This is a genomic window from Herbaspirillum robiniae (genome assembly GCF_002213415.1).
In the GTDB taxonomy this organism is placed as follows: Bacteria; Pseudomonadota; Gammaproteobacteria; order Burkholderiales; family Burkholderiaceae_D; genus Herbaspirillum; species Herbaspirillum robiniae.
Window position 1 is genome coordinate 428,628 of sequence record NZ_NJGU01000004.1, and the last position, 19,889, is coordinate 448,516.

Genomic DNA, 19,889 nt, shown 5'->3' on the forward strand with positions numbered 1-19,889 from the left:
GAAACACACATGATCATCTGCATCGGCGCCGGCCCCGGCGACCATTCCTACCTGACCATGCGCGGCGCGGACCTGATCCGCAACGCCGATGTGGTGGCCGGTTTCAACGCCGTGGTGGACGTGGTGAAGGAACTGATCCCGCCCACCGCCGAGGTGGTGCTGATGGGCTACCGCGACCAGGTCGCGCAACTCGACCAGGTGGCCGCCATGCACCACGCCGGCAAGCGCTGCGTGGTGGTCTTCATGGGCGACATCCACTTCAGCGGCTTCCAGTACCTGGAGCGGGTCGAGCGCGCCTGCGGCCATCGGGTGGAAACCCTGCCGGGCATTTCCTCGGCGCAGATCCTCGCCTCGCGCGCGCGCGTCTGCTTCGACGAGACCACCTTCATCACCTTCCATCGCCGCGGCGACCTGGAGCCCTTCAAGCGCCACCTGGTGCATGTGTTGAACGACGGCCGCAATGCCATCGTCATCCCGTGCCCGTGGGACGCCGCGCGCTCCTTCATGCCGCGCCATATCGCCGCTTACCTGCTGCAGCAGGGCGTCGATCCCGAACATCCGACCGAGGTCTGGGAGAACCTGACCCGCGGCGACGCCGAGTGGCATGGCAAGCTGGCCGATTGCGTCGACCGGGAGTTCAGCGACATGAGCATCATGCTGATTCGCACCAAGACGCCGATGGCAAGCCAGATCGAGCCGCCGCCGGTGAAGGAGGGCGTGTGAGCGGCGGCAGCCCAATGTCCGCCGTGGTGATCGCCGGCCACGGCAGCCGCGACCCGGATTCGCTGCGCGAGTTCGAGGCGCTGGTGGAACTGGTGCGCGAGCGCGCCGGCGCACGCATGGTGCGCCACGGCTACCTGGAGTTCGCCGCGCCGACGATCGCCGAGGCGGCGGCCGCCTGCGTGGCCGGGGGCGCGACCGAGGTCAGCGTGGTGCCCGGCGTGCTGCTGGGCGCGCGCCATGCCAAGAACGACATGCCGGCCGAGCTGCTGGCGCTGGCGCAGCAATATCCGCAGGTCGATTTCCATTTCGGCGCGCCGATGGATTTGCATCCGCTGCTGCTGCAGCTGGCGCAACAACGGGTGGTGGAGGCCGAGGCGGCGTCGGCGGAGATCGTCAACCGCCAGGACAGCTGCCTGGTGCTGGTCGGCCGCGGCACCACCGACCCCGACGCCAACGGCGAAGTCGCCAAGCTGGGCCGCATGCTGCAGGAGGGCATGGGCTTCGGCGGCGTGCAGCTGTGCTTTTCCGGCACCGCCGCGCCGCTGGTGCGCGACGGCCTGGCGCAGGCGGCGGCACAGGGCTGGCAGCGCCTGGTGGTGCTGCCGTTCTTCCTGTTCGACGGGGTGCTGGTCAAGCGCATCTACGCCGCCGCCGACGAAGTGGCGCAGCGCGAGCCGCAGATGGAGGTATTGAAGGCGGGCTACCTGGGCGTGCATGCCCACGTCGCCGACGTCATGCTGGAACGCGCGGCCGAAGCGGTCGAGGGTCGCGCCGCGATGAACTGCACGCTGTGCAAGTACCGGGTGCAGATCGTCGGCTTCGAGCAGCAGGTGGGCGAGCCGCAGCGCGCGCATCACCTGCAGGTGCGCGACCTGTCGGCGCGCGAGAAACAGGCGCCGGCCACAGCACGCCGCACCGCGCCCTACGTGCCGCATCCGATCGAGGCCGAGAGCATGCGCATCATCGGCGAGGTCCGCGACTGGAGCGTGTTCCCGCCCGAGCACCTGACGGTGCTGCAGCGCCTGGTGCACACCAGCGGCGATTTCGCGGCGGCTGATGAATTGTATTTTTCCGCCGGTGCCGCCCAGGCCGGCATGCTGGCGCTGCTGCGCTGCAAGCGCGTGGTGACCGATGTGACGATGGTGCAGACCGGGCTCAAGCGCCAGCTGCTGGAGCAGCTGGGCATCGAGACCTGGTGCGGCGTGCACGACCCCGAGTCGCACCTGATGGCGCAGACCCAGGGCATGACGCGCTCGGCTGCCGGCATCCGCCGCGCCTGGCAGAAGTTCGGCAACGACATGGTGCTGGCCATCGGCGACGCGCCCACCGCCATCACCGAAGCCACGCGCCTGATCCGCGAGCACGGCTGGCGGCCGCAGCTGGTGGTCGGCCTGCCGGTGGGCTTCGTCGGCACGCGCGAGAGCAAGGACGAGCTGCGCCGCTGCCTGCAGGTGCCGCGCATCACCAACGCCGGCACGCGCGGCGGCTCGCCCTGGGCGGCCACGGTCGTGAATGCGCTGATGATCGACGCGGTGGCCTGGCTGATCGCGCAGGAAGACATTCAGCAAGACGCGCAGCAAGAGGCCCGGGCAGGCGCCCAAGCACAGCCGCAGAAGGACCGCGCCTGATGGAAACCCCGGGCGAGCTGCAGCGCGCCGAGTACGACCTGTCGGTGCTCGCGCCCAACGGACTGCGGCGCGGCCGCAGCACCGGCAGCTGCGCCACGGCGGCGGTGCGTGCCGCGCTGTACCGCCTGCTGGCCGGGATCCGCCTGGAGCGCACCGAGGTCAGCCTGCCGGACGGCCGGCACTACATCTCGGTGCCGGTGCAGCAGGCCGAACTGCTGGAGGAAGGATTGGCGCAGGCCGAGGTATTGAAGGACGGCGGCGACGACCCGGACAACACCCACGGCGCGACGATCTTCGCGCAGGTCAGGCGCAACGACGCGGGCGAGATCCGCTTCTTCGCCGGCGAAGGCGTGGGCACGGCCACCATGCCCGGCTTGCGGGTGGCGGTGGGCGAGCCCGCCATCAACCCGGTGCCGCGCGGCATGATGCGCGCGGCGGTGGCGGAGGTGCTGGGCGAGCTCTGCCCGAGCGGGCGCGCCGGCGACGCCGGCTGGCTGGGGCAGGGCTTCGACCTGACCATCGGCTGCCGGGAAGGCCGGGCGATCGCGCCCAGGACCTTCAACCCCCGGCTGGGCATCGTCGGCGGCATTTCCATCCTGGGTACATCGGGCATCGTCGAGCCGATGTCGATGGCCTCGTGGATCGCCTCCATCGAGGTGTATATCCGGGTGGCGCTGGCCGATTGCGGCGAGGGCGACGTGGTGGCCTACCTGCCGGGCAAGATCGGCCGCGGTTTCGTGGCGCAGGAGCTGGGCCTGCCGGACAAGCGCAGCGTGCAGATCGCCAATTTCCTGGGCGACGCGCTGGACTTCACCCAGCAGGCGCTGGCCGAGCAGGGCCGGCGGCTGCCGGTGCTGTGGCTGGCAGGCCATCCGGGCAAACTGGCCAAGGTGCTGGACGGCGTGTGGGACACGCACTCCAGCAAGAGCAACATGGCCATGCAGGGCGTGGCCCGCGTGGCGCAGAACATGAACGCGCCGCTCTATGTCTTCGACACGGAGCTGGTGCAGCAGATGAAGGAAGCCAATACGGTGGAAGCGGTAATCGAGCTGGTGCGCGGACGGGACGAGTCGCTGTCGCGCGCGCTGTGGACGGAGATCGAGGCGCGCATCGCGACGCTGGCGGCGGCGCGCGTGCCCCATGCCGATCGTGTGGAAGTGCGCCTGTTCGACCTGGACGGGCGGCAACTGGGAGCGGGCGCATGAACGGGGAGGTGAGGCATGAAGACGCGATGTGCAAAGGCCGGCTCTCCGGCATCGGCGTCGGCCCCGGCCCGGCCGGCTACCTGCCGCTGGCGGCGCTGGACGCGCTGCGCGCGGCCGATGTGATCTACCTGCCGCGCGCGCGCGGCGCAGACATGTCGGTGGCGCTGCAGTGCCTGGACGGCGTGGCGTTCGACCGCGGCCGCCTGCGCGAGATCGAGTTCAACATGGATCCGGACCGCCAGGTGCTGCAGGCGCACTATGCGCAGCTGGGCCGCGAGCTGGCCGCGCAACTGCGCGACGGCCTGCATGTGGCCTACCTCACCATCGGCGATTCGCTGACCTATTCCACCTATGGCTACGTGCTGGCGGCGGTGCGCGACCTCTATCCGGACTGCGACTGCGTGACCTATCCCGGCATCACCAGCTATGCGGCCGCGGCGTCGGCGCTGGAGTGGCCGCTGGGCGTGGGCAAGGAGCGCACGCTGATCCTGCCGTGCCCGGAAGACGCAGCCACGCTGCGCGCCGAGATCGAGAGCCACGACATCGTGGTGCTGATGAAGGTCGGCGCGCGCCTGCCATGGGTGCTGGAACTGCTGCGCGAGATGGATATCGCCCGGCATTGCGCCTTCGCCCGCCGCATCGGGCTGGAGGGCGAAGTGCTGGCGTCGGACCTGACGACGCTGGACGCGGCGCAGGCCAGCGGCTACCTGGCGGTGCTGCTGATCCGCAAGACGGCGCAGGACAAGCGCCATGTGCCCGAAGACATGAAAGGACAAACATGAAGGTATATTTCATCGGCGCCGGTCCCGGCGCGGCCGACCTGATCACGCTGCGCGGCGCGCGGCTGCTTGGCGAGGTGAAGATGGTCCTGTACGCCGGTTCGCTGGTGCCTACCGCGATGCTGGAACATTGCCGCGAGGACGCCGAGCTGATCGACACCGCCGCCCTGGACCTGGAGCAGCAGCAGGCCTGCTATGTGCGCGCGCATCAGATGGGCATCGACGTGGTGCGCCTGCACTCCGGCGACCCGGCGATCTACGGCGCCACCGCCGAGCAGATGCGGCGGCTCGATGCGCTGGGCATCGCCTATGAGGTGGTGCCGGGAGTATCGTCCTTCACGGCCGCCGCCGCCGCCGTGTCGGCCGAGCTGACCAAGCCGGAAGTCTCGCAAAGCGTGATCCTGACCCGCGTCTCGGGCCGCGCCTCGGCCGTGCCGGAGTCGGAGTCGATCGCCTCGCTGGCCGCGCACCGCGCCACGATGTGCATCTTCCTCTCCGGCCCGCATCTGAAAAAGATCGTCACCGACCTGCTGTTGCATTACCCGCCGAGCACGCCCGTGACGCTGGTCTACCGCGCCAGCTGGCCGGAGCAGCGCGTCTACCAGGGCACGCTGGACAAGGTGCTGGACGAGAACAAGCGCGGCGAATGGAACCTGACCACGATGATGCTGGTGGGCGCGGCGCTGGACAAGGAGCAGGTGGCCGAGTCCAGCCTCTACTCCAAGGACTTCACGCACCTGTTCCGGGTGGTGAAGAAGCAGAACAAGCAAGCCGAGGAGTCGCAGGCATGAACGCGCCGCTGGCCGAGGCCGGACTGGGCATCTGGCCGGTACGCGCCGAGGCCGAGCTGCTGGCCGTTCGCCTGCAGGCGGCGCTGGGCGGCACGCTGTACCGTCCGTGGCTGAACACGGAGACCGCAGACGGCGAGGCGGTGCTGACGCAGCGCCAGCAGTTCGCGCTGGCTTACCGCCGCCATCGGCAATGGATCCTGGTCGGCGCCACCGGCATCGCCGTGCGCTTCCTGGACGGCCAGCCGCAGGACAAGCACAGCGATCCGGCCGTGGTGGTGCTGGACGAAGCCGCGCGCTTCGCCGTGTCGCTGCTGGCCGGCCACGAAGGCGGCGCCAATCGCCTGGCCTACCGCGTGGCGCAGATCACCGGCGCGCAGCCGGTGGTGACCACGGCGACCGAGGCGATCAAGCCGCTGGTGCTGGGCATAGGCTGCCGCAAGCACGCCACGGCCGAACAGATCTCGGCGGCGGTGGCGCATGCGCTGGCATTGCTGGAAGGCGCGGCGCTGGCGCAGGTGAGGGAAGTGGCGACCATCGACATCAAGGCCGAGGAGCCTGGCCTGCTGGCCTTTTGTGCCACGCATGACTTGCCGTTGCGGGTGATTGCGACGGAGCAGATTGCGCATCGGGCGTGGGTGGGGAAGGCGTCGGAGTGGGTTAAGCAGAATGTTGGGGTTGATGGCGTGTGTGAGCCGGCGGCTTTGATTGCCAGTCCGCGTGGTCGGTTGGTGTTGGGCAAGATGGCGTTGGATGGGGTGACCGTGGCTGTTGTGGATGATGGTTTAGCCGACGGAAGTGGGCTGTATTGAATTGCTTTACGAGTAGTCTGGTCTTGCTGAGTTTTTGTGTACTGGCGCTATGTTTTTTTCTCCGGTCGAAGGGGAGCGCCGGGGGCGGCCCGGCAGCCGCTCACTTTCTTTGGCCCGCCAAAGAAAGTAAGCAAAGAAAACGGCCCCTAAGTGCCAGCCCCTTCGGGGTACCCGTTGGAGTGCCGTGAAAAATGGGCAAGGCAGAGTCGCTTCGCTCGACTGCCTCGCTGATCCATTTTTCACGGCACTCCAACGGCTGGCCCACAAGGGGGAGAAAAGCATAAACGCCTCGCCTGCGGCATCGGGATGGGTAGGGTAGCTGCGCTTTTGCTCTACTGCTTGAACGGAGTTAGTCGCAAGCCACGCGATGCCGAAGGCGAGCCGGATCACGAAGCCCGCTTCTGACCAGCCGCCGGAGAGGGCGAAAAAATGGATCAGCAAGGCAGTCGAGCGAAGCGACTCTGCCTTGCCCATTTTTTCGCCCTCTCCGGTGGGAACCCCGAAGGGGCTGGTCGGTAGCGGTCGCTTCTTTTGCTTACTTTTCTTGGCGAGACAAGAAAAGTGAGCGGCTGCCGGGCCGCCCCCGGCGCTCCGCTTCGGCCGGAGAATGATAAGCATAGAGCCAGTACACAAACTCGCAGCAAGACCAAACTACCCAAACAAGCGAACACAGAAGCAGCAAAAAAATAAGGAATGAAGCAGTGAACAAAGGTGTACTCAATCTGGTATCAGTAGGCCCCGGCTACGAGGAAATGATCATCCCGCGCGCCATCAAGGCGTTGCAGGACAGCGAAGTCATCGTCGCCTACGAACTCTACCTGCGCTGGATCGGCCCCCACATCGAAGGCAAGGAAATCCACACGCCGCCCCTGACGCAAGAAAGGGAACGCGCCCTGCTGGCCATCAAGCACGCCCGCGAAGGCCGCAAGGTCTCGCTGATCTCCAGCGGCGACATCGGCATCTACGCCATGGCCGCGCTCGCCTTCGACGACATGCGCGAAGACGATACCTTTGATGTCAACGTCATCCCCGGCGTCACCTCCGCCAACGCCTGCGCCTCGCTGCTGGGCTCGCCGCTGTCGCACGACTTCGCCACGCTGTCGCTGTCGAACCTGCTGTGCCCCTGGGAGTGGATCGAGCAGCGCGCCACCCGCATCGCCCAGGCCGACCTGGCCTGCGTGTTCTACAACGTGCAGAGCGCCGGCCGGCAAGAGGGCGTCTACCGCATCCTGCAGCTGATGCTGGCGCACAAGGCGCCGCACACGCTGTGCGGCGTGGTCAGGAACGCCTATCGCCCCGACCAGCAGGTCAGCATCCACCGGCTCGATGAACTGCCGGGCATGAAGTTCGACATGCTGACCTCGATCGTCATCGGCAACCGCTTCACGCAAAGGAAGCGCGACTGGATCTTCACCCCGCGCGGCTACAACGACTGGAGCGAGAGCGCCGAGGCCGAGGCGGCGGCGCAATTGCCGCAGCAGGCGGCGTGGGTGTTCTCCGGCACCGGCGACGGCAACGCGCTGGCCGCCGGGCTGGCCGCGTCCGGGCAGCGCGTGGTGATCTCGGCGGCCACCGGTTACGGCGGCGAGCTGGCGCAGCAGGACTGCCCGGGCGCCTTCGTCTGGGCCGGCCGCCAGGGCGTGGAGGCGCGTCGCCAGGCGCTGCGCGCCAGCGGCGCGCGTGTGCTGGTGGACGCCACCCATCCGTTCGCCACCCAGATCTCGCAGCAGCTGATCGAACTCTCGCGCGAGCTCGACATTCCCTACCTGCGCTACGAACGCCCCAGCGCACTGGACGCCGCCGATCCGTACGCCTGCGCCGACATGGAAGAAGCCGCCGCCCGCGCCATCGCCGCAGGCAAGCGCATCTTCCTGGCCACCGGCTCCAAGGACCTGGCCAGCTTCTTGCAGGCGCCCGGCGCGCAGGAGCGCCAATGGTTCGCCCGCGTCACGGCCGACCCCGACTTCGTGCGCCGCGCGCTGGAGCTGGGCGTGCCGCGCGCCAACCTGTGCGCGATGCAGGGGCCGTTCTCGCAGGGCTTCAACGAGGCGCTGTGGCGCGACTGGGGCATCGACTGCGTCGTCACCAAGGACTCGGGCGAAGCCGGCGGCTACCGCGCCAAGGCGCAGGCGGCGCGTGCGCTGGGCATCCCGCTGATCACGGTGCGCCGTCCGGCGCTGGATTACCCGCAGGTGGCTAATGACCTGGACGCCGTGCACGCGCAGCTGGCGCAATGGCTGGGAGCCTGAGCATGGCGTCGTTGCCAGACCTGCCGCCGCCGTTGCCGCCGCAGTTGCCTCCAATCCCGGTCACGGTGGTGACCGGTTTTCTCGGCGCCGGCAAGACCACGCTGCTGCGCGGCCTGGTGCGGCGCCGTCAGTCGCGCCGGCTGGCCTTACTGATCAACGAGTTCGGCGAGGTGGCAATCGACGGCGACCTGCTGCGCGGCGAGAGCGACGCCCCGGCGCAGGTCCAGGTGCAGGACTTCGCGCACGGCCTGATCGCCTACGGCGACGACGCGCATTTCATTCCCGCCATGCTGGCCCTGGCCGCGCGCCGCGCGCAGGTCGACCATGTGCTGATCGAAACCTCCGGCCTGGCGCTGCCCAGCGCGGTGATGGAGGTGCTGCAGTCCGAGCAGCTGGCGCCGCATTTCGTGCTGGATGCGACGCTGGCCGTGGTGGATACGCCGTTGCTGCTGGAGCATGCCTTCGACGCCGGCGGCGACGCCCAGGCCGCCACGGCGCTGCTGTTTCGCCAGCAGCTGGAGTGCGCCGACGTGGTGGTGTTGAACAAGATCGACGGCATGGACGAGCCGCAGCTGCTGCAGGCCGAAGCGCGCGTGCGCGCGCTGGCCTCCAACGTGCGCTTCCTCGAACTGGCCTACGGCGCGAAGCTGGATATCCGCCTGGCGCTGGGCCTGCGCCTGCACCAGGCGGGCGCCGCCGTGCACCACCATTACACGCCGCTGGGCATGCCCGGCGAGCGCGCGGCGGTCGCGGCCGACCAGCGCCGCTTCAACGGCCATGCGCATTCGGGACTGGGCGCGCATAGTCACGGCCTGTCCACGCACAAGCATTTTCATGAGCAGGATCCGGGCTGGCTGTCGTTCACGCTGCGCAGCGACGAGGCGCAAAGCGAAGAGCGCCTGCGCGGCGCGGTGGCGGCGGCGGCGCTGGCCGAGCCCATCCTGCGCGCCAAGGGTTTCGTCCACGCCGGGCCGGGCATGCCGCCGCTGCTGGTGCAGGGCGTGCGCGCGCGGGTGGCGATCGCGCACGACGAGGCCGGCGCCAACGATGATGGAAAAGAGACGCCGGCCCGTTCCGAGCTGGTGTTCATCGGCTACCACCCGAGCAGGGCCAGGGTGGCGCAGATGTTGAGCGAGATGACTGGAACAGAGTGGAAGTGAAGGAAAACGAACGATGAAAACCGATCCTGAATCGCACAAGCGCATGACCCAGCGCCACAAGGAGGGCTTCGAGAAGAAGAAGGCCGCCGCGCAAAAAGAGAAGGGCCTGCTGATCGTCAACACCGGCACCGGCAAGGGCAAGTCCAGCGCCGCCTTCGGCATGGGCATGCGCATCCTCGGCCACGGCATGAAGCTGGGCGTGGTGCAGTTCATCAAGGGCGCGCTCTACAGCGCCGAGCGCGATTTTCTCGGCGGCCACGCCAATTGCGACTTCCACGTCGTGGGCGAGGGCTACACCTGGGATACGCAAGACCGCGCGGCCGACACCCGCACCGCCGAGCGCGGCTGGGCCGAGGCGGTGCGCATGATCAACGACCCGAGCTATGACATGGTGATCCTGGACGAACTCAACATCGTCCTCAAGTACCAGTACCTGGATCTGGACGAAGTGCTGCGCGTGTTCGCCGGCCGGCGCGAGATGCTGCACATCGTGGTCACCGGGCGCCACGCGCCGGACGCGCTGATCGAGCAGGCCGACCTGGTCAGCGAGATGCGCCCGCTGAAGCATCCCTACAAGGAGCAAGGCGTGAAGGCGCAGAAAGGCGTGGAATTCTGATGCAGGCGAGCGACTACCGCTGCCCGGCGCTGTTCATCTCGGCGCCGGCCTCCGGCCACGGCAAGACCACCATTACCGCGGCGCTGGCGCGCCTGTACCGCCGCGACGGCAAGAAGGTGAGGGTGTTCAAGACCGGCCCTGACTTCCTCGACCCGATGGTGCTGGAGCAGGCCTCGGGACATCCCGTGGTCAACCTCGACCTGTGGCTGGGCGGCGAAGACCATTGCCGCCGCCAGGTCGCGCTGGCCGCGCGCGAGGCCGACGTGGTGCTGGTGGAAGGCGTGATGGGCCTGTACGACGGCGAACCCAGCAGCGCCGACCTGGCGCAGCTGCTGGGTATTCCCATCGTGGCCGTGATCAACGCGCGCGGCATGGGACAGACCGTGGGCGCGCTGGCCCAGGGCCTGGTGGCCTACCGTCCCGAACTGAAGTTCGCCGGCGTGCTGGCCAACGGCGTGGCCAGTCCGCGCCATGCGCAGATGCTGCGCCAGGGCCTGCAGAACGCCAGGCCCACGGTGCCGCTGCTGACCGGCCTGCAGCGCGACATGCAGTTCGCACTGCCCGAGCGTCATCTCGGCCTGGTGGCCGCGCCCGAGATCGCCGACCTCGACACCCGCCTGGATGCGGTGGCCGATCGCATGTCCAGCACCTCGCTGGCCGGGCTGCCGGAGCCGGTGGACTTCGGCGCGCCGCCGCCGGAGCGCGACTTCCCACGCCTGCTGGAGGGCAAGACCATCGCCGTGGCGCGCGACCTGGCGTTCTCCTTCATCTACACCGCCAACCTCGAACTGCTGCAGCGCATGGGCGCGACGCTGGCCTTCTTCTCGCCGCTGGCCGACGAGGCGCTGCCGGAGTGCGACGCGGTATGGCTGCCGGGCGGCTACCCCGAGCTCTACCTGGAGAGGCTGCAGGCCGGCGTCAACACGGCGGCCGGGCTGCGCGCCCATGCCGAAGCCGGCAAGCCGCTGTACGCGGAGTGCGGCGGCATGCTCTACCTGTTGGAAACCATCGTCGGCCAGGACGGCAAGAGCGGCCGCATGTGCGGCATCCTGCCGGGCCAGGCCACGGTGCAGCCGCGCCTGCAGGGCCTGGGCTACCAGACGCTGTCGCTGAACCTGCCGGGCGCTTTCGGCGAGCACCTGCGCTGCCATACCTTCCACTACTCGCGCGCGGTGGTCGGCGCGCAGTTCATGGCGCGCGGCGAGCGGCTGTTCGATTCTTCCGAGGGCGAGGTTGTGTATCGCCGCGACAGGGTCGTGGCCAGCTACCTGCACGCCTATTTCCGCTCGGCGCCGCGCACCGTGGCCGCGCTGTTCGGAGGCGCGGCGGCATGAGCGCGGCCTCGCCGCACCGCTACGCCCAGGCCGAGGTCGACGCGGTCTACCGCGCCATCCGCGAACGGCGCGACATGCGCCACTTCCTGCCGGACGCGGTCGATCCGGCGCTGCTGGAGCGCCTGCTGCAGGCGGCGCACCACGCGCCCAGCGTGGGTTTCATGCAGCCGTGGCGCTTCATCCGCATCCGCGACGCGCAGCTGCGCACGCGCATCCACGCCGCGGTCGAGCGCGAACGCGTGGCCACCGCGCAGGCGCTGGGCGAGCGCGAGGACGAGTTCATGAAGCTCAAGGTCGAGGGCATCCTCGATTGCGGCGAGCTGCTGGTGGCCGCGCTCATGGACAAGCGCGAGCCGCACCTGTTCGGCCGCCGCACCATGCCGCAGATGGACCTGGCCTCGCTGGCCTGCGCGCTGCAGAACATGTGGCTGGCCGCGCGCGCCGAAGGGCTGGGCATGGGCTGGGTCTCGCTGTTCGAGCCGGACGCGCTGGCGCGCCTGCTGCACATGCCCGAAGGGGCCGCGCCGGTGGCGGTGGTCTGCCTGGGCCATGTGCCGGCCTTCTACGACAAACCGATGCTGGAACAGCAGAACTGGGCCGCGCGCCGGCCCTTGCATGAACTGGTGGCCGACGACAAGTGGCCGGGAGAAGACCGATGAACGCACGACGCACGCTGGTATTCGGCGGCGCCCGTTCGGGCAAGAGCGCCTATGCCGAGAAGGAGGCGCTGGCGGCCTTGTCGTCCGGCGCCCGGGAGATCGTCTACATCGCCACCGCCGGCCGCAGCGCCAGCGCCGGCGACGCCGAGATGAGCGCGCGCATCGCCCATCACCGCCAGCGTCGCGAGGCGCTGGGCGGCAGCTGGCGTACGGTGGAAGAACCGCTGGCGCTGGGGGCGGCATTGCGCGCCAACAGCGGCCCGGGCAAGGTGGTGCTGGTGGATTGCCTGACGGTGTGGTTGTCCAACCTGCTGTTCGCCGAGGGCTACGATTTCCCCGAACTGGGACCGATCGACGCGCCGGCCACCTTCACGCTGCAGCGCGTGGATTTCCTGCGCGCGCTGCAGGAGGCGAAGGGCACGGTGATCCTGGTGTCGAACGAAGTCGGCATGGGCATCGTGCCCACCGGCGCGGTGTCGCGCTGGTTCGTCGACGAGGCGGGACGCCTGAACCAGTCGGTGGCGGCGCTCTGCGAACGGGTGCAGTGGGTGGCCGCAGGGCTGCCGCTCAGCTTCAAGGACACGCCGTGCTGAGCGGTCTGTCCTGGCCCTGGCTGGCGCTGCTGATGGCGGCCGGCATCGCGCTCGACCTGTTGCTGGGCGAGGCGCGGCGCTGGCATCCGCTGGTCGGCTTCGGCAACCTGGCCAAGCGCATCGAAGGCGCGCTCAACCGTGCGCCGGCGTTGCGCCTGCGCGGCGTGCTGGCATGGGCCCTCGCGGTGCTGCCGGGCGTGGCGCTGGCGACGTGGATGATCCAGCTGGCGCCGTGGTGGCTGGCCTGCCTGCTGCATGCGGGGCTGCTGTACTTCTGCATCGGCCTGCGCAGCCTGCGCGAGCATGCCATACCGATCGCGCTGGCGCTGGCCAGGGGCGACCTGGCCAGCGCGCGCATCCTTACGTCCTATATCGTCAGCCGCGACACGCGCGAGGCCGGCGAGGCCGACCTGGCCAAGGCCGGCGTCGAGTCGCTGCTGGAGAACGGCAACGACGCCGTGTTCGGCACGCTGTTCTGGTTCGCCGTGGCCGGCGGCCCGGGGGCCTTGCTGTTTCGCCTGTCGAACACGCTGGACGCGATGTGGGGCTATCGCAATGAACGTTTCTTCTATTTCGGCTGGGCCGCGGCCCGCATCGACGACGCGCTCAACTGGGCGCCGGCGCGACTGACGGCGTTCTCCTATGCCTGGCTGGGCGACCACCGGCGCGCGCTGGCCTGCTGGAAAGAACAGGCGCCGGCCTGGAGCAGCCCCAACGCCGGGCCGGTGATGGCTGCCGGCGCCGGCGCGTTGGGCCTGGCCCTGGGCGGCGCGGCGATCTACGACGGCGAGGTGGAGCATCGCCCGCCGCTGGGACGCGGCGCGCCGGCGCAGGGCGCCGACATCGTGCGCGCCTGGCGGCTGGTGGCCATGTCCACCGCGCTGTGGCTGGCGGCCGCCTGGGCGCTGGCCGCGATTTCATTCGGAGTCTTCCATGCTTGAACACGGCGGCAACCTCAACGACGCCGCGCTGCATTACGGCCGCGCGCGCTCCGCGTGGCTGGACCTGTCGACCGGCATCAATCCGGTGCCGTATCCCGCGCCGACGCCGGCGGCCGACGCCTGGCATCGCCTGCCGGAACCGTCCGCCGACCTGGTGCGCGCGGCCTGCGCCTACTACGGCGCGCCGCGCCTGCTGCCGGTGGCCGGCACGCAGGCGGCGATCCAGGCGCTGCCGCAGCTGCGCCTGCAGCGCGACGGTCGTCCCGCGCGCGTGGTGGTGGCCGCACCCATCTATGCCGAGCATGCGCATTGCTGGCAGCGCGCCGGCCATGCCGTGCAGGAAGTGGCCTACGAGCAGCTGGACGCGGCGGCAGCCGGCGACTGCCAGGTGCTGGTGCTGTGCAACCCCAACAACCCGACCGGCGCGATGGTGGAGCCCGGGCGTCTGTGGCGCTGGGCGCAGCTGCTGCATGCGCGCGGCGGCTGGCTGGTGGTCGACGAGGCTTTCGGCGACACCGTGCAGGCCGCCAGCGTGGCCGCTCATGCGGGCGATGGCCTGATCGTGCTGCGCTCGGTCGGCAAGTTCTTCGGCCTGGCCGGTTTGCGCCTGGGCTTTGTCGCGGCGGCGCAGCAGGTGCTGGACGCACTGGCCGACTGGCTCGGCCCCTGGACCATCAGCGCCCCGGCCCAGCAGATCGGCGCCGCCGCACTGGCCGACGCCGCCTGGCAGCGCGCCACGTTGCAGCGCCTGCTGGCCGACGGTGAACGCCTGCAGGCCTTGCTGGCGCGACATGGCATTGCCTCGTCCGGCAGCGCTTTGTTCCAGTGGTGGCCGGAGCCGCGCGCCGTGCAATTCCACGACGCGATGGCGCGTCAAGGCGTGTGGGTGCGCCTGTTCACGCGCGGGGCCGGAGGCATACGCATCGGCCTGCCGGCCGACGAGGCCGGATGGCAGAGGCTGGCGCAGGCGCTGCAGGCATGGAGCGCGCATGGCTGAGTTTCCCTTCCACACCCTGATGATCCAGGGCACCACCTCGGACGCCGGCAAGAGCACGCTGGCGGCCGCGCTGTGCCGCCTGCTCAGGCGCGACGGCATCGCGGTGGCGCCGTTCAAGCCGCAGAACATGGCCTTGAACAGCGCAGTGACCGCCGATGGCGGCGAGATCGGCCGCGCCCAGGCGCTGCAGGCCCAGGCCGCCGGCATCGCTCCGCATACCGACATGAATCCGGTGCTGCTGAAGCCCTCCAGCGACACCGGCGCCCAGGTGATCGTGCACGGCAAGGTGCGCGCCGACATGAACGCGCGCGACTACCACCGCTACAAGACCGAGGCGATGCAGGCCGTGCTGGAGTCCTACCGGCGCCTGCGCGCGCAATACCGCGCCATCATCGTCGAAGGCGCCGGCAGCCCGGCCGAGATCAACCTGCGCGCGCGCGACATCGCCAACATGGGTTTTGCCGAGGCGGTCGACTGCCCGGTGATCATCGTCGCCGACATTGATCGCGGCGGCGTCTTCGCCCACCTGACCGGCACGCTGGACTGTCTCTCGCAAAGCGAGCGCGACCGCGTAGTCGGCTTTGTCATCAACCGTTTTCGCGGCGACATCGGCCTGCTGCAACCCGGCCTGGACTGGCTGGAACAAAAAACCGGCAAGCCGGTGCTGGCGGTGCTGCCTTACCTGCACGGCCTGCACCTGGATGCCGAGGATGCCGTGGCCGCCACGCAAAGCGTGCGCGGTCATTTTCGCGTGGTGGTGCCGGTGTTGCCGCGCATCAGCAACCACACCGACTTCGACGCGCTGCGCGCGCATCCGGACGTCGACCTCCAATTCATCGGCCCCGGCCAGCCGATCCCGCCGGCCGACCTGATCATCCTGCCCGGCAGCAAGAACACCCGCGGCGACCTCAACTGGTTGAAGGAGCAGGGCTGGCCCGAGGCGATTCGCCGGCATCTCCGCTACGGCGGCAAGCTGATCGGCATCTGCGGCGGCTTCCAGATGCTGGGCGAGGGCGTGGACGACCCGCACGGCGTGGAAGGCGCGCCGGGCGCCAGCGAGGGGCTGGGCCTGCTGGCCATGCGCACCGAACTCACGCGCGACAAGCAACTGCTGCAAGTCAGCGGCCGTTGCGCCTTCGGCAGCGGCGACGCAGCCGTGAGCGGCTACGAGATCCATATGGGCGTGTCGCGCGGCGCGGCACTGGCGCGGCCGGCCTTTGTCATCGACGGCCGCAACGAGGGCGCGCAGTCGGCGGACGGCCAGATCCTCGGCAGCTATCTGCACGGCATGTTCGACACGCCCCAGGCCTTCTCGGCATTGCTGGCCTGGGCAGGGCTGGGCGCAGTGGATGCGGTGGACCTGGACAGCTTGCGCGAGGCCAGCCTGGAGCGGCTGGCCGATGCGACGGCGCCGCTGTATCAGGCATTGAAAGGGCTGGAGACCCGGTTTGCGCGCTGAAGGTGTTGTGCCGGTGAAGCGTGGCTCGAGCGATCGCCTGGGTTCGGCTCTGGTGCGTGCCGATGTCGGGGTGGCGTATCGTCGGGTGGCCCCGGTTAATGTTCACTGACGTCTGCCATCGGTCATGAAATGACCGTTGAGCAGCCTGATATCCAGATTTCGAGGGAGGATCAACAGATGGGTTTTTCCGTTTCGTGGCTGGCGATTCCGGTCACTGCAAAAGACAGCGCACTCGCCACTCTTGGCTTTGTCGAGACGAACGAGCGGGAGTGGTTGCCGGAATCTTCATTGGTCGGCGCCTCGCTGCCAACCGGATGGTACGTGGTCTGCTTCGACCATCCCAGTCCTGCCGCCCTGAAACCGGAATCCCTTCGCTTGCTCTCCCGGCAGGCGACCGTAGTCGCTTGCCAGGTCGAAGAGCACGCCATGGTAAGCACCGCCGCCTGCTGGTCGGACGGGAAGGAGCAATGGTTCGTTGTACACGATGCGGAGGATGGGCCGACGAACCTCGAGGTCATGGGGAGCCCGCCCGCGGCCCTGGAGGAAATCCGTCTGGCGAAATTGCGCCTGCAAGAAAGCCAACGCAATGTCGATCATGTCTTCGATGTTCCGCTGGCGTTGGCGGAGTCGCTGGTTGGATTCAGGCATGATGCGGCATTTGACGACAGCGAAGAGGGGATGTTTGCTGTTCTTGCTCGTGGTCGGGGTGTATAGGGAGAGCCAGGGTCTGCTTCTGACCAGGAACCGAGGTGCTTGCAGGCTAGCGCGTACGCAGATGGCAGCTGCCTTATTGGTACTTATCGACATTCAGATAGCTTCCATGGCCGTCAGTCAGAGATGTATCCAGTGCCCTGGATGAATTCGCGCCTCGACTTTCAGCGCGGCTCAGCGCCGAGGTAGTCGAATCGCGTAAGCAGAGACGAATCCCGAAACAGATGTTCCTGGATCTGAGGGGGCTGGGATATGAAGGGGCGTATGCCCGCGTGGCAGCCTGAGAGAGGCAATGGAAGGCGGGGCAAACGGAGAGGTCAATTCTGCGAGAAATCAACAGACAAGCGGCATATATTGATTACTTTGGGATGTTATTGCCCATTGGCTCCTATCTGCTGCGGGCGCTAGCGCGTCCGGCAGTGTAGCGCGCCTTTCAGACCGAGCAACTGACTCAGCCCTGGCTGTGACGCCGCGGGCGGTCCGCGCCGGACCTGACAGTCATCCCTGACCGTCATCCCTTGCGCGTCGGTTTCCTGCTGGTCCAGTCAGCGTCACGGAAGCGTCATATTTGTTCGCTATGCTAGCGGCCTTCGGTTACGCGGGTTGCGTAACCGCTTCCCCCAACCCCAGCCATGCGTCACCGTTAATGCCGAAAAAGCTCATGTTCGGGGTCGCCGCATGGGGCGCAACCGGCCTGGTCTTGCTGGCGTTGCAAAGCCCCGTCCAGGGAGCACCGCCGGCGCCGGGGAAGCCAGCGCGTCCGTCACCTCGCGAGGCCATAGCGACCATGCGGTTTGATATTCCGATCCAGCCTCTGTCGGAAGCCTTGAATGCTTTCGACGAAGCGACCGGCCTGTATGGCCTGTACACAGCGGACGCCATTGCCGGCCGCATATCGGGCGAGGTGCGCGGCAACTATACGGCGCAGGCTGCGCTGCAGCGCTTGCTGGCGCCGACCGAACTGAGTAGTTATTTCACCGCCGCCGACGCCTACGTGCTGGAGCGTGCGGCTGCCGCCCAGCCTGCGGCGCAGCCGGAACCTGCCGGCCAGCCCGAGGATGATTTCCAGGACCTGTTGCAAGCCGCCGTGCGCGCGGCGTTCTGCCGCAATCCGCTGATCGCGCCCGGCAGCTATCGGGTCGCGCTCAGCCTGCGCGTTTCCGCCGCCGGGCGGGTAGAGCAGGCGCGCCTGCTGGACACCACCGGTAGCCCTGCGCGCGATGCCGGCATCATCCAGACCCTGCGTGAACTCCGGCTGGCGCGCGGTCCGACCGATGCCGGCCAGCCCTTCATCCTGCTGATCCTGCCGCGGGCGCAGGCCGCCGTCGCCGATTGCGAGGCCTCACCATGAGCGACTCCGGATTCAAGGGCTTGCGCGACTTGCTCACCCGCAGCTATGCCGACCTGAAGCGGCGCCTGACCTTGCAGTTGGGCAATGCCGACCTCGCCAGCGATGCGCTGCAAGACATCTGGGTGCGCCTGGAAACCCATAAGGACACGCCCGAGCCGGTCCAGCATCCGCTGAGCTATCTGATGCGCATGGCCACCAATTCGGCGCTGGACAAGATCCGCAGCGAGAAGCGCTTCCTTCGTGGCGAGGAGGTGGAGCTGATCTTCGAGAGCATGTCCGATCCCGCGCCCGGTCCCGAGCAGGTCAGCCAGGCGCGCTCCGAAAGCGAGCGCCTGCTGCTGGCGATGGAACAGATGCCGGCCCGCCAGCGCCGGGTGCTCACGCTGATCCGGGTCGACGAGATGTCACGCCAGGAAGTAGCGGATTATCTGGGCATTTCGGTCAGCCTGGTGGACCGGGAGCTGAAGCGCGCCCATGAGTTCATCGTCGAAAAGATGCGCTGATTGCAAGATTACGTAAAGACCGTGTGGGAACGGGCGTCGAGAAACGTCTAAGTAAAGTGTAGGAAGGAAAACCCTGATCCATGGAAGAGGCGAGCGTCCCGCAAGCAGCACCCCAGTACTCCGTCGAGTCCGGCCTTGAAGGCCAGGCCCGCGCATGGGTACGCCTGCTCGCCTCGGGCCAGGCGCGCCGGGAAGACGCGCGCCGGCTGGAGCGCTGGTGCGCCATCAGCCCCCAGCACGCACAGGCGTTCAAGCGCGAAGCCGGCTTGTGGCGCCAGCTGGGACATGCGGCCGAGCGGACCAGTGCCGGCGACGCGGAGCTGGCGGCCATCCGTCGCGCCGCCGCCCAGGCCAGGCTGGCACCGCCGCGCGCGCGCCTGTCGCGTCGCGCCTTTATCGGCGGCGCGGTGGCCGCGTCGGCCGCGGCCGCGGGCGTCATGGTAGTACATCCGCCGCTGGCATTGTGGCCCTCGCTGGCCGCGCTGCAGGCCGACTACCGCACCGGCATCGGTCAGCAGCTGCAAGTGGCGCTGGCGCCTGACGTGGATCTGCAACTCAACACCCGCAGCAGCGTCGCCGTGCGCGCGCGCGAAGGCGCGACCGTCGGCATCGACCTGATCGATGGCGAAGTTGCGGTGAACACGACGCGGCCATTCTCGGTCAGCGTCGGCAGCGGCCTGATCGACACAGCATATTCCCGCTTTGAAGTGCGTCGCCTGAACGGCGAAGTCTGCGTCACCTGTATGGAAGGGCAAGTCGGCGTCAGCGTCGCCGGCCGCCGCCAGGTGCTGGTTGCCAATGAGCAGCTGGAGTTCGGCGGGACCGGCGCGCCGGTGCTGGGCCGCATCGATGCGCAAGCGCGGTCGGACTGGCTGCGCGGCGTGATCAACTTCCGCCAGACCGCGCTGGTCGAGGTGGTCAGCGAGATCAACCGCTATCGTCCGGGACGGCTGGTGCTGATGGCCGACGCGCTGCTGCAAAAGCCGGTCAGCGGACGCTTCCGCATCGACGAGATGGACAAGGCAATCGGCCAGATCCAGCGCCTGTTCCGTCTGAGCGCGACGACCTTGCCAGGCGGGATCGTGATCCTGGCCTGATGACGGGCATCGGTTGCCGGATATCGGGTATTGAACAAGCGCCGCGGCGCGATCTGCAAAAAGCTGTATAGGTTTTCTCATCGAGGTTCGTCTAGGAGGAGGGACAGCCGGCCAGGCCGGTTGCCATCGACCAACGTTGATCCGAACAGACATCAAGAGAACCTTCATGCCGCCTCTTCACGAAGCCCGTTACCCGTCATCGTCTTCCTCCCGCCAGCACGCCGCCCATGCATTTTGTCTTGTCTCGTCTGCCCCCACCTGGCAGCACCGGCCGGTTGCCCGCG

The 19,889-nt window shown here is 68.4% G+C and carries 19 protein-coding genes; all 19 read left to right on the forward strand.

Annotated elements, in window-relative coordinates:
• Positions 1–9: 9 nt before the first annotated feature.
• The 19 genes from CEJ42_RS08610 to CEJ42_RS08700 all read left to right on the forward strand — a co-directional run bounded on the left by CEJ42_RS08610 (position 10) and on the right by CEJ42_RS08700 (position 19,605).
• Positions 10–723, forward strand: coding sequence for a cobalt-precorrin-7 (C(5))-methyltransferase (locus CEJ42_RS08610; RefSeq protein WP_243397822.1), 714 nt, complete (start codon positions 10–12; stop codon positions 721–723).
• Between the two features lie 14 nt (positions 724–737).
• Positions 738–2,351, forward strand: a complete 1,614-nt coding sequence (locus CEJ42_RS08615) for a precorrin-8X methylmutase (protein WP_088750637.1) — start codon at positions 738–740, stop codon at positions 2,349–2,351.
• The gene (gene cbiD, locus CEJ42_RS08620; RefSeq protein ID WP_088750638.1) at positions 2,351–3,556 is read left to right on the forward strand and encodes a cobalt-precorrin-5B (C(1))-methyltransferase CbiD; all 1,206 of its coding nucleotides are present in this window, start codon (positions 2,351–2,353) and stop codon (positions 3,554–3,556) included. Before CEJ42_RS08615 ends, cbiD begins: the two co-directional genes overlap by 1 nt.
• Positions 3,553–4,338, forward strand: coding sequence for a precorrin-2 C(20)-methyltransferase (gene cobI, locus CEJ42_RS08625; protein ID WP_420840750.1), 786 nt, complete (start codon positions 3,553–3,555; stop codon positions 4,336–4,338). Before cbiD ends, cobI begins: the two co-directional genes overlap by 4 nt.
• Positions 4,335–5,126: a precorrin-4 C(11)-methyltransferase gene (gene cobM / locus CEJ42_RS08630; RefSeq protein WP_088750640.1), complete on the forward strand. Its 792-nt coding sequence runs from the start codon at positions 4,335–4,337 to the stop codon at positions 5,124–5,126. The genes cobI and cobM overlap by 4 nt, the downstream gene beginning before the upstream one ends.
• Entirely contained in the window at positions 5,123–5,935 is an 813-nt protein-coding gene (locus CEJ42_RS08635) for a cobalamin biosynthesis protein (protein WP_088750641.1), read from the forward strand. Before cobM ends, CEJ42_RS08635 begins: the two co-directional genes overlap by 4 nt.
• 701 nt (positions 5,936–6,636) lie before the next feature.
• Complete coding sequence (gene cobJ / locus CEJ42_RS08640) at positions 6,637–8,184, forward strand: precorrin-3B C(17)-methyltransferase (RefSeq protein WP_165774410.1); 1,548 nt, start codon at positions 6,637–6,639, stop codon at positions 8,182–8,184.
• A gap of 2 nt (positions 8,185–8,186) precedes the next feature.
• Positions 8,187–9,344 carry a CobW family GTP-binding protein gene (locus tag CEJ42_RS08645; RefSeq protein WP_243397823.1) on the forward strand — a complete coding sequence of 386 codons (1,158 nt, stop codon included), beginning with the start codon at positions 8,187–8,189 and terminating at the stop codon, positions 9,342–9,344.
• Positions 9,345–9,357: 13 nt separating this feature from the next.
• Entirely contained in the window at positions 9,358–9,960 is a 603-nt protein-coding gene (gene cobO / locus CEJ42_RS08650) for a cob(I)yrinic acid a,c-diamide adenosyltransferase (RefSeq protein ID WP_079214719.1), read from the forward strand.
• Complete coding sequence (locus tag CEJ42_RS08655) at positions 9,960–11,294, forward strand: cobyrinic acid a,c-diamide synthase CobB (protein WP_088750644.1); 1,335 nt, start codon at positions 9,960–9,962, stop codon at positions 11,292–11,294. Before cobO ends, CEJ42_RS08655 begins: the two co-directional genes overlap by 1 nt.
• On the forward strand, positions 11,291–11,953 hold the full coding sequence (bluB, locus tag CEJ42_RS08660) for a 5,6-dimethylbenzimidazole synthase (RefSeq protein WP_088750645.1): 663 nt from the start codon (positions 11,291–11,293) through the stop codon (positions 11,951–11,953). Before CEJ42_RS08655 ends, bluB begins: the two co-directional genes overlap by 4 nt.
• A complete protein-coding gene (gene cobU, locus CEJ42_RS08665; RefSeq protein ID WP_088750646.1) occupies positions 11,950–12,546 on the forward strand; it encodes a bifunctional adenosylcobinamide kinase/adenosylcobinamide-phosphate guanylyltransferase in 597 nt (198 codons plus the stop codon). The genes bluB and cobU overlap by 4 nt, the downstream gene beginning before the upstream one ends.
• Positions 12,540–13,487, forward strand: coding sequence for an adenosylcobinamide-phosphate synthase CbiB (cbiB, locus tag CEJ42_RS08670; protein WP_088750647.1), 948 nt, complete (start codon positions 12,540–12,542; stop codon positions 13,485–13,487). Before cobU ends, cbiB begins: the two co-directional genes overlap by 7 nt.
• Positions 13,480–14,484, forward strand: coding sequence for a threonine-phosphate decarboxylase CobD (gene cobD, locus CEJ42_RS08675; RefSeq protein ID WP_088750648.1), 1,005 nt, complete (start codon positions 13,480–13,482; stop codon positions 14,482–14,484). The genes cbiB and cobD overlap by 8 nt, the downstream gene beginning before the upstream one ends.
• Positions 14,477–15,943 carry a cobyric acid synthase gene (locus CEJ42_RS08680; protein ID WP_088750649.1) on the forward strand — a complete coding sequence of 489 codons (1,467 nt, stop codon included), beginning with the start codon at positions 14,477–14,479 and terminating at the stop codon, positions 15,941–15,943. The genes cobD and CEJ42_RS08680 overlap by 8 nt, the downstream gene beginning before the upstream one ends.
• A 129-nt stretch (positions 15,944–16,072) precedes the next feature.
• Positions 16,073–16,657 carry a hypothetical protein gene (locus tag CEJ42_RS08685; protein ID WP_088750650.1) on the forward strand — a complete coding sequence of 195 codons (585 nt, stop codon included), beginning with the start codon at positions 16,073–16,075 and terminating at the stop codon, positions 16,655–16,657.
• 658 nt (positions 16,658–17,315) lie between these two features.
• Complete coding sequence (locus CEJ42_RS08690; protein WP_129587689.1) at positions 17,316–18,005, forward strand: STN domain-containing protein; 690 nt, start codon at positions 17,316–17,318, stop codon at positions 18,003–18,005.
• Positions 18,002–18,508, forward strand: a complete 507-nt coding sequence (locus tag CEJ42_RS08695; protein WP_088750652.1) for an RNA polymerase sigma factor — start codon at positions 18,002–18,004, stop codon at positions 18,506–18,508. The genes CEJ42_RS08690 and CEJ42_RS08695 overlap by 4 nt, the downstream gene beginning before the upstream one ends.
• Before the next feature lie 80 nt (positions 18,509–18,588).
• A complete protein-coding gene (locus CEJ42_RS08700) occupies positions 18,589–19,605 on the forward strand; it encodes a FecR family protein (protein WP_088750653.1) in 1,017 nt (338 codons plus the stop codon).
• The last annotated feature ends 284 nt before the right edge of the window (positions 19,606–19,889 follow it).

Bases quoted from the DNA above. Each gene is read 5' to 3' on its own strand.
- cbiD (WP_088750638.1), top strand. From the start codon at position 2,351: ATGGAAACCCCGGGCGAGCTGCAGCGCGCCGAGTACGACCTGTCGGTG.
- CEJ42_RS08685 (WP_088750650.1), top strand. From the start codon at position 16,073: ATGACCGTTGAGCAGCCTGATATCCAGATTTCGAGGGAGGATCAACAG.
- cobM (WP_088750640.1), top strand. From the start codon at position 4,335: ATGAAGGTATATTTCATCGGCGCCGGTCCCGGCGCGGCCGACCTGATC.
- cobD (WP_088750648.1), top strand. From the start codon at position 13,480: ATGCTTGAACACGGCGGCAACCTCAACGACGCCGCGCTGCATTACGGC.
- CEJ42_RS08690 (WP_129587689.1), top strand. From the start codon at position 17,316: ATGTTCGGGGTCGCCGCATGGGGCGCAACCGGCCTGGTCTTGCTGGCG.
- CEJ42_RS08700 (WP_088750653.1), top strand. From the start codon at position 18,589: ATGGAAGAGGCGAGCGTCCCGCAAGCAGCACCCCAGTACTCCGTCGAG.
- CEJ42_RS08655 (WP_088750644.1), top strand. From the start codon at position 9,960: ATGCAGGCGAGCGACTACCGCTGCCCGGCGCTGTTCATCTCGGCGCCG.
- CEJ42_RS08645 (WP_243397823.1), top strand. From the start codon at position 8,187: ATGGCGTCGTTGCCAGACCTGCCGCCGCCGTTGCCGCCGCAGTTGCCT.
- cobI (WP_420840750.1), top strand. From the start codon at position 3,553: ATGAACGGGGAGGTGAGGCATGAAGACGCGATGTGCAAAGGCCGGCTC.
- bluB (WP_088750645.1), top strand. From the start codon at position 11,291: ATGAGCGCGGCCTCGCCGCACCGCTACGCCCAGGCCGAGGTCGACGCG.
- CEJ42_RS08635 (WP_088750641.1), top strand. From the start codon at position 5,123: ATGAACGCGCCGCTGGCCGAGGCCGGACTGGGCATCTGGCCGGTACGC.
- CEJ42_RS08615 (WP_088750637.1), top strand. From the start codon at position 738: ATGTCCGCCGTGGTGATCGCCGGCCACGGCAGCCGCGACCCGGATTCG.
- cobU (WP_088750646.1), top strand. From the start codon at position 11,950: ATGAACGCACGACGCACGCTGGTATTCGGCGGCGCCCGTTCGGGCAAG.
- CEJ42_RS08610 (WP_243397822.1), top strand. From the start codon at position 10: ATGATCATCTGCATCGGCGCCGGCCCCGGCGACCATTCCTACCTGACC.
- CEJ42_RS08680 (WP_088750649.1), top strand. From the start codon at position 14,477: ATGGCTGAGTTTCCCTTCCACACCCTGATGATCCAGGGCACCACCTCG.
- CEJ42_RS08695 (WP_088750652.1), top strand. From the start codon at position 18,002: ATGAGCGACTCCGGATTCAAGGGCTTGCGCGACTTGCTCACCCGCAGC.
- cobO (WP_079214719.1), top strand. From the start codon at position 9,358: ATGAAAACCGATCCTGAATCGCACAAGCGCATGACCCAGCGCCACAAG.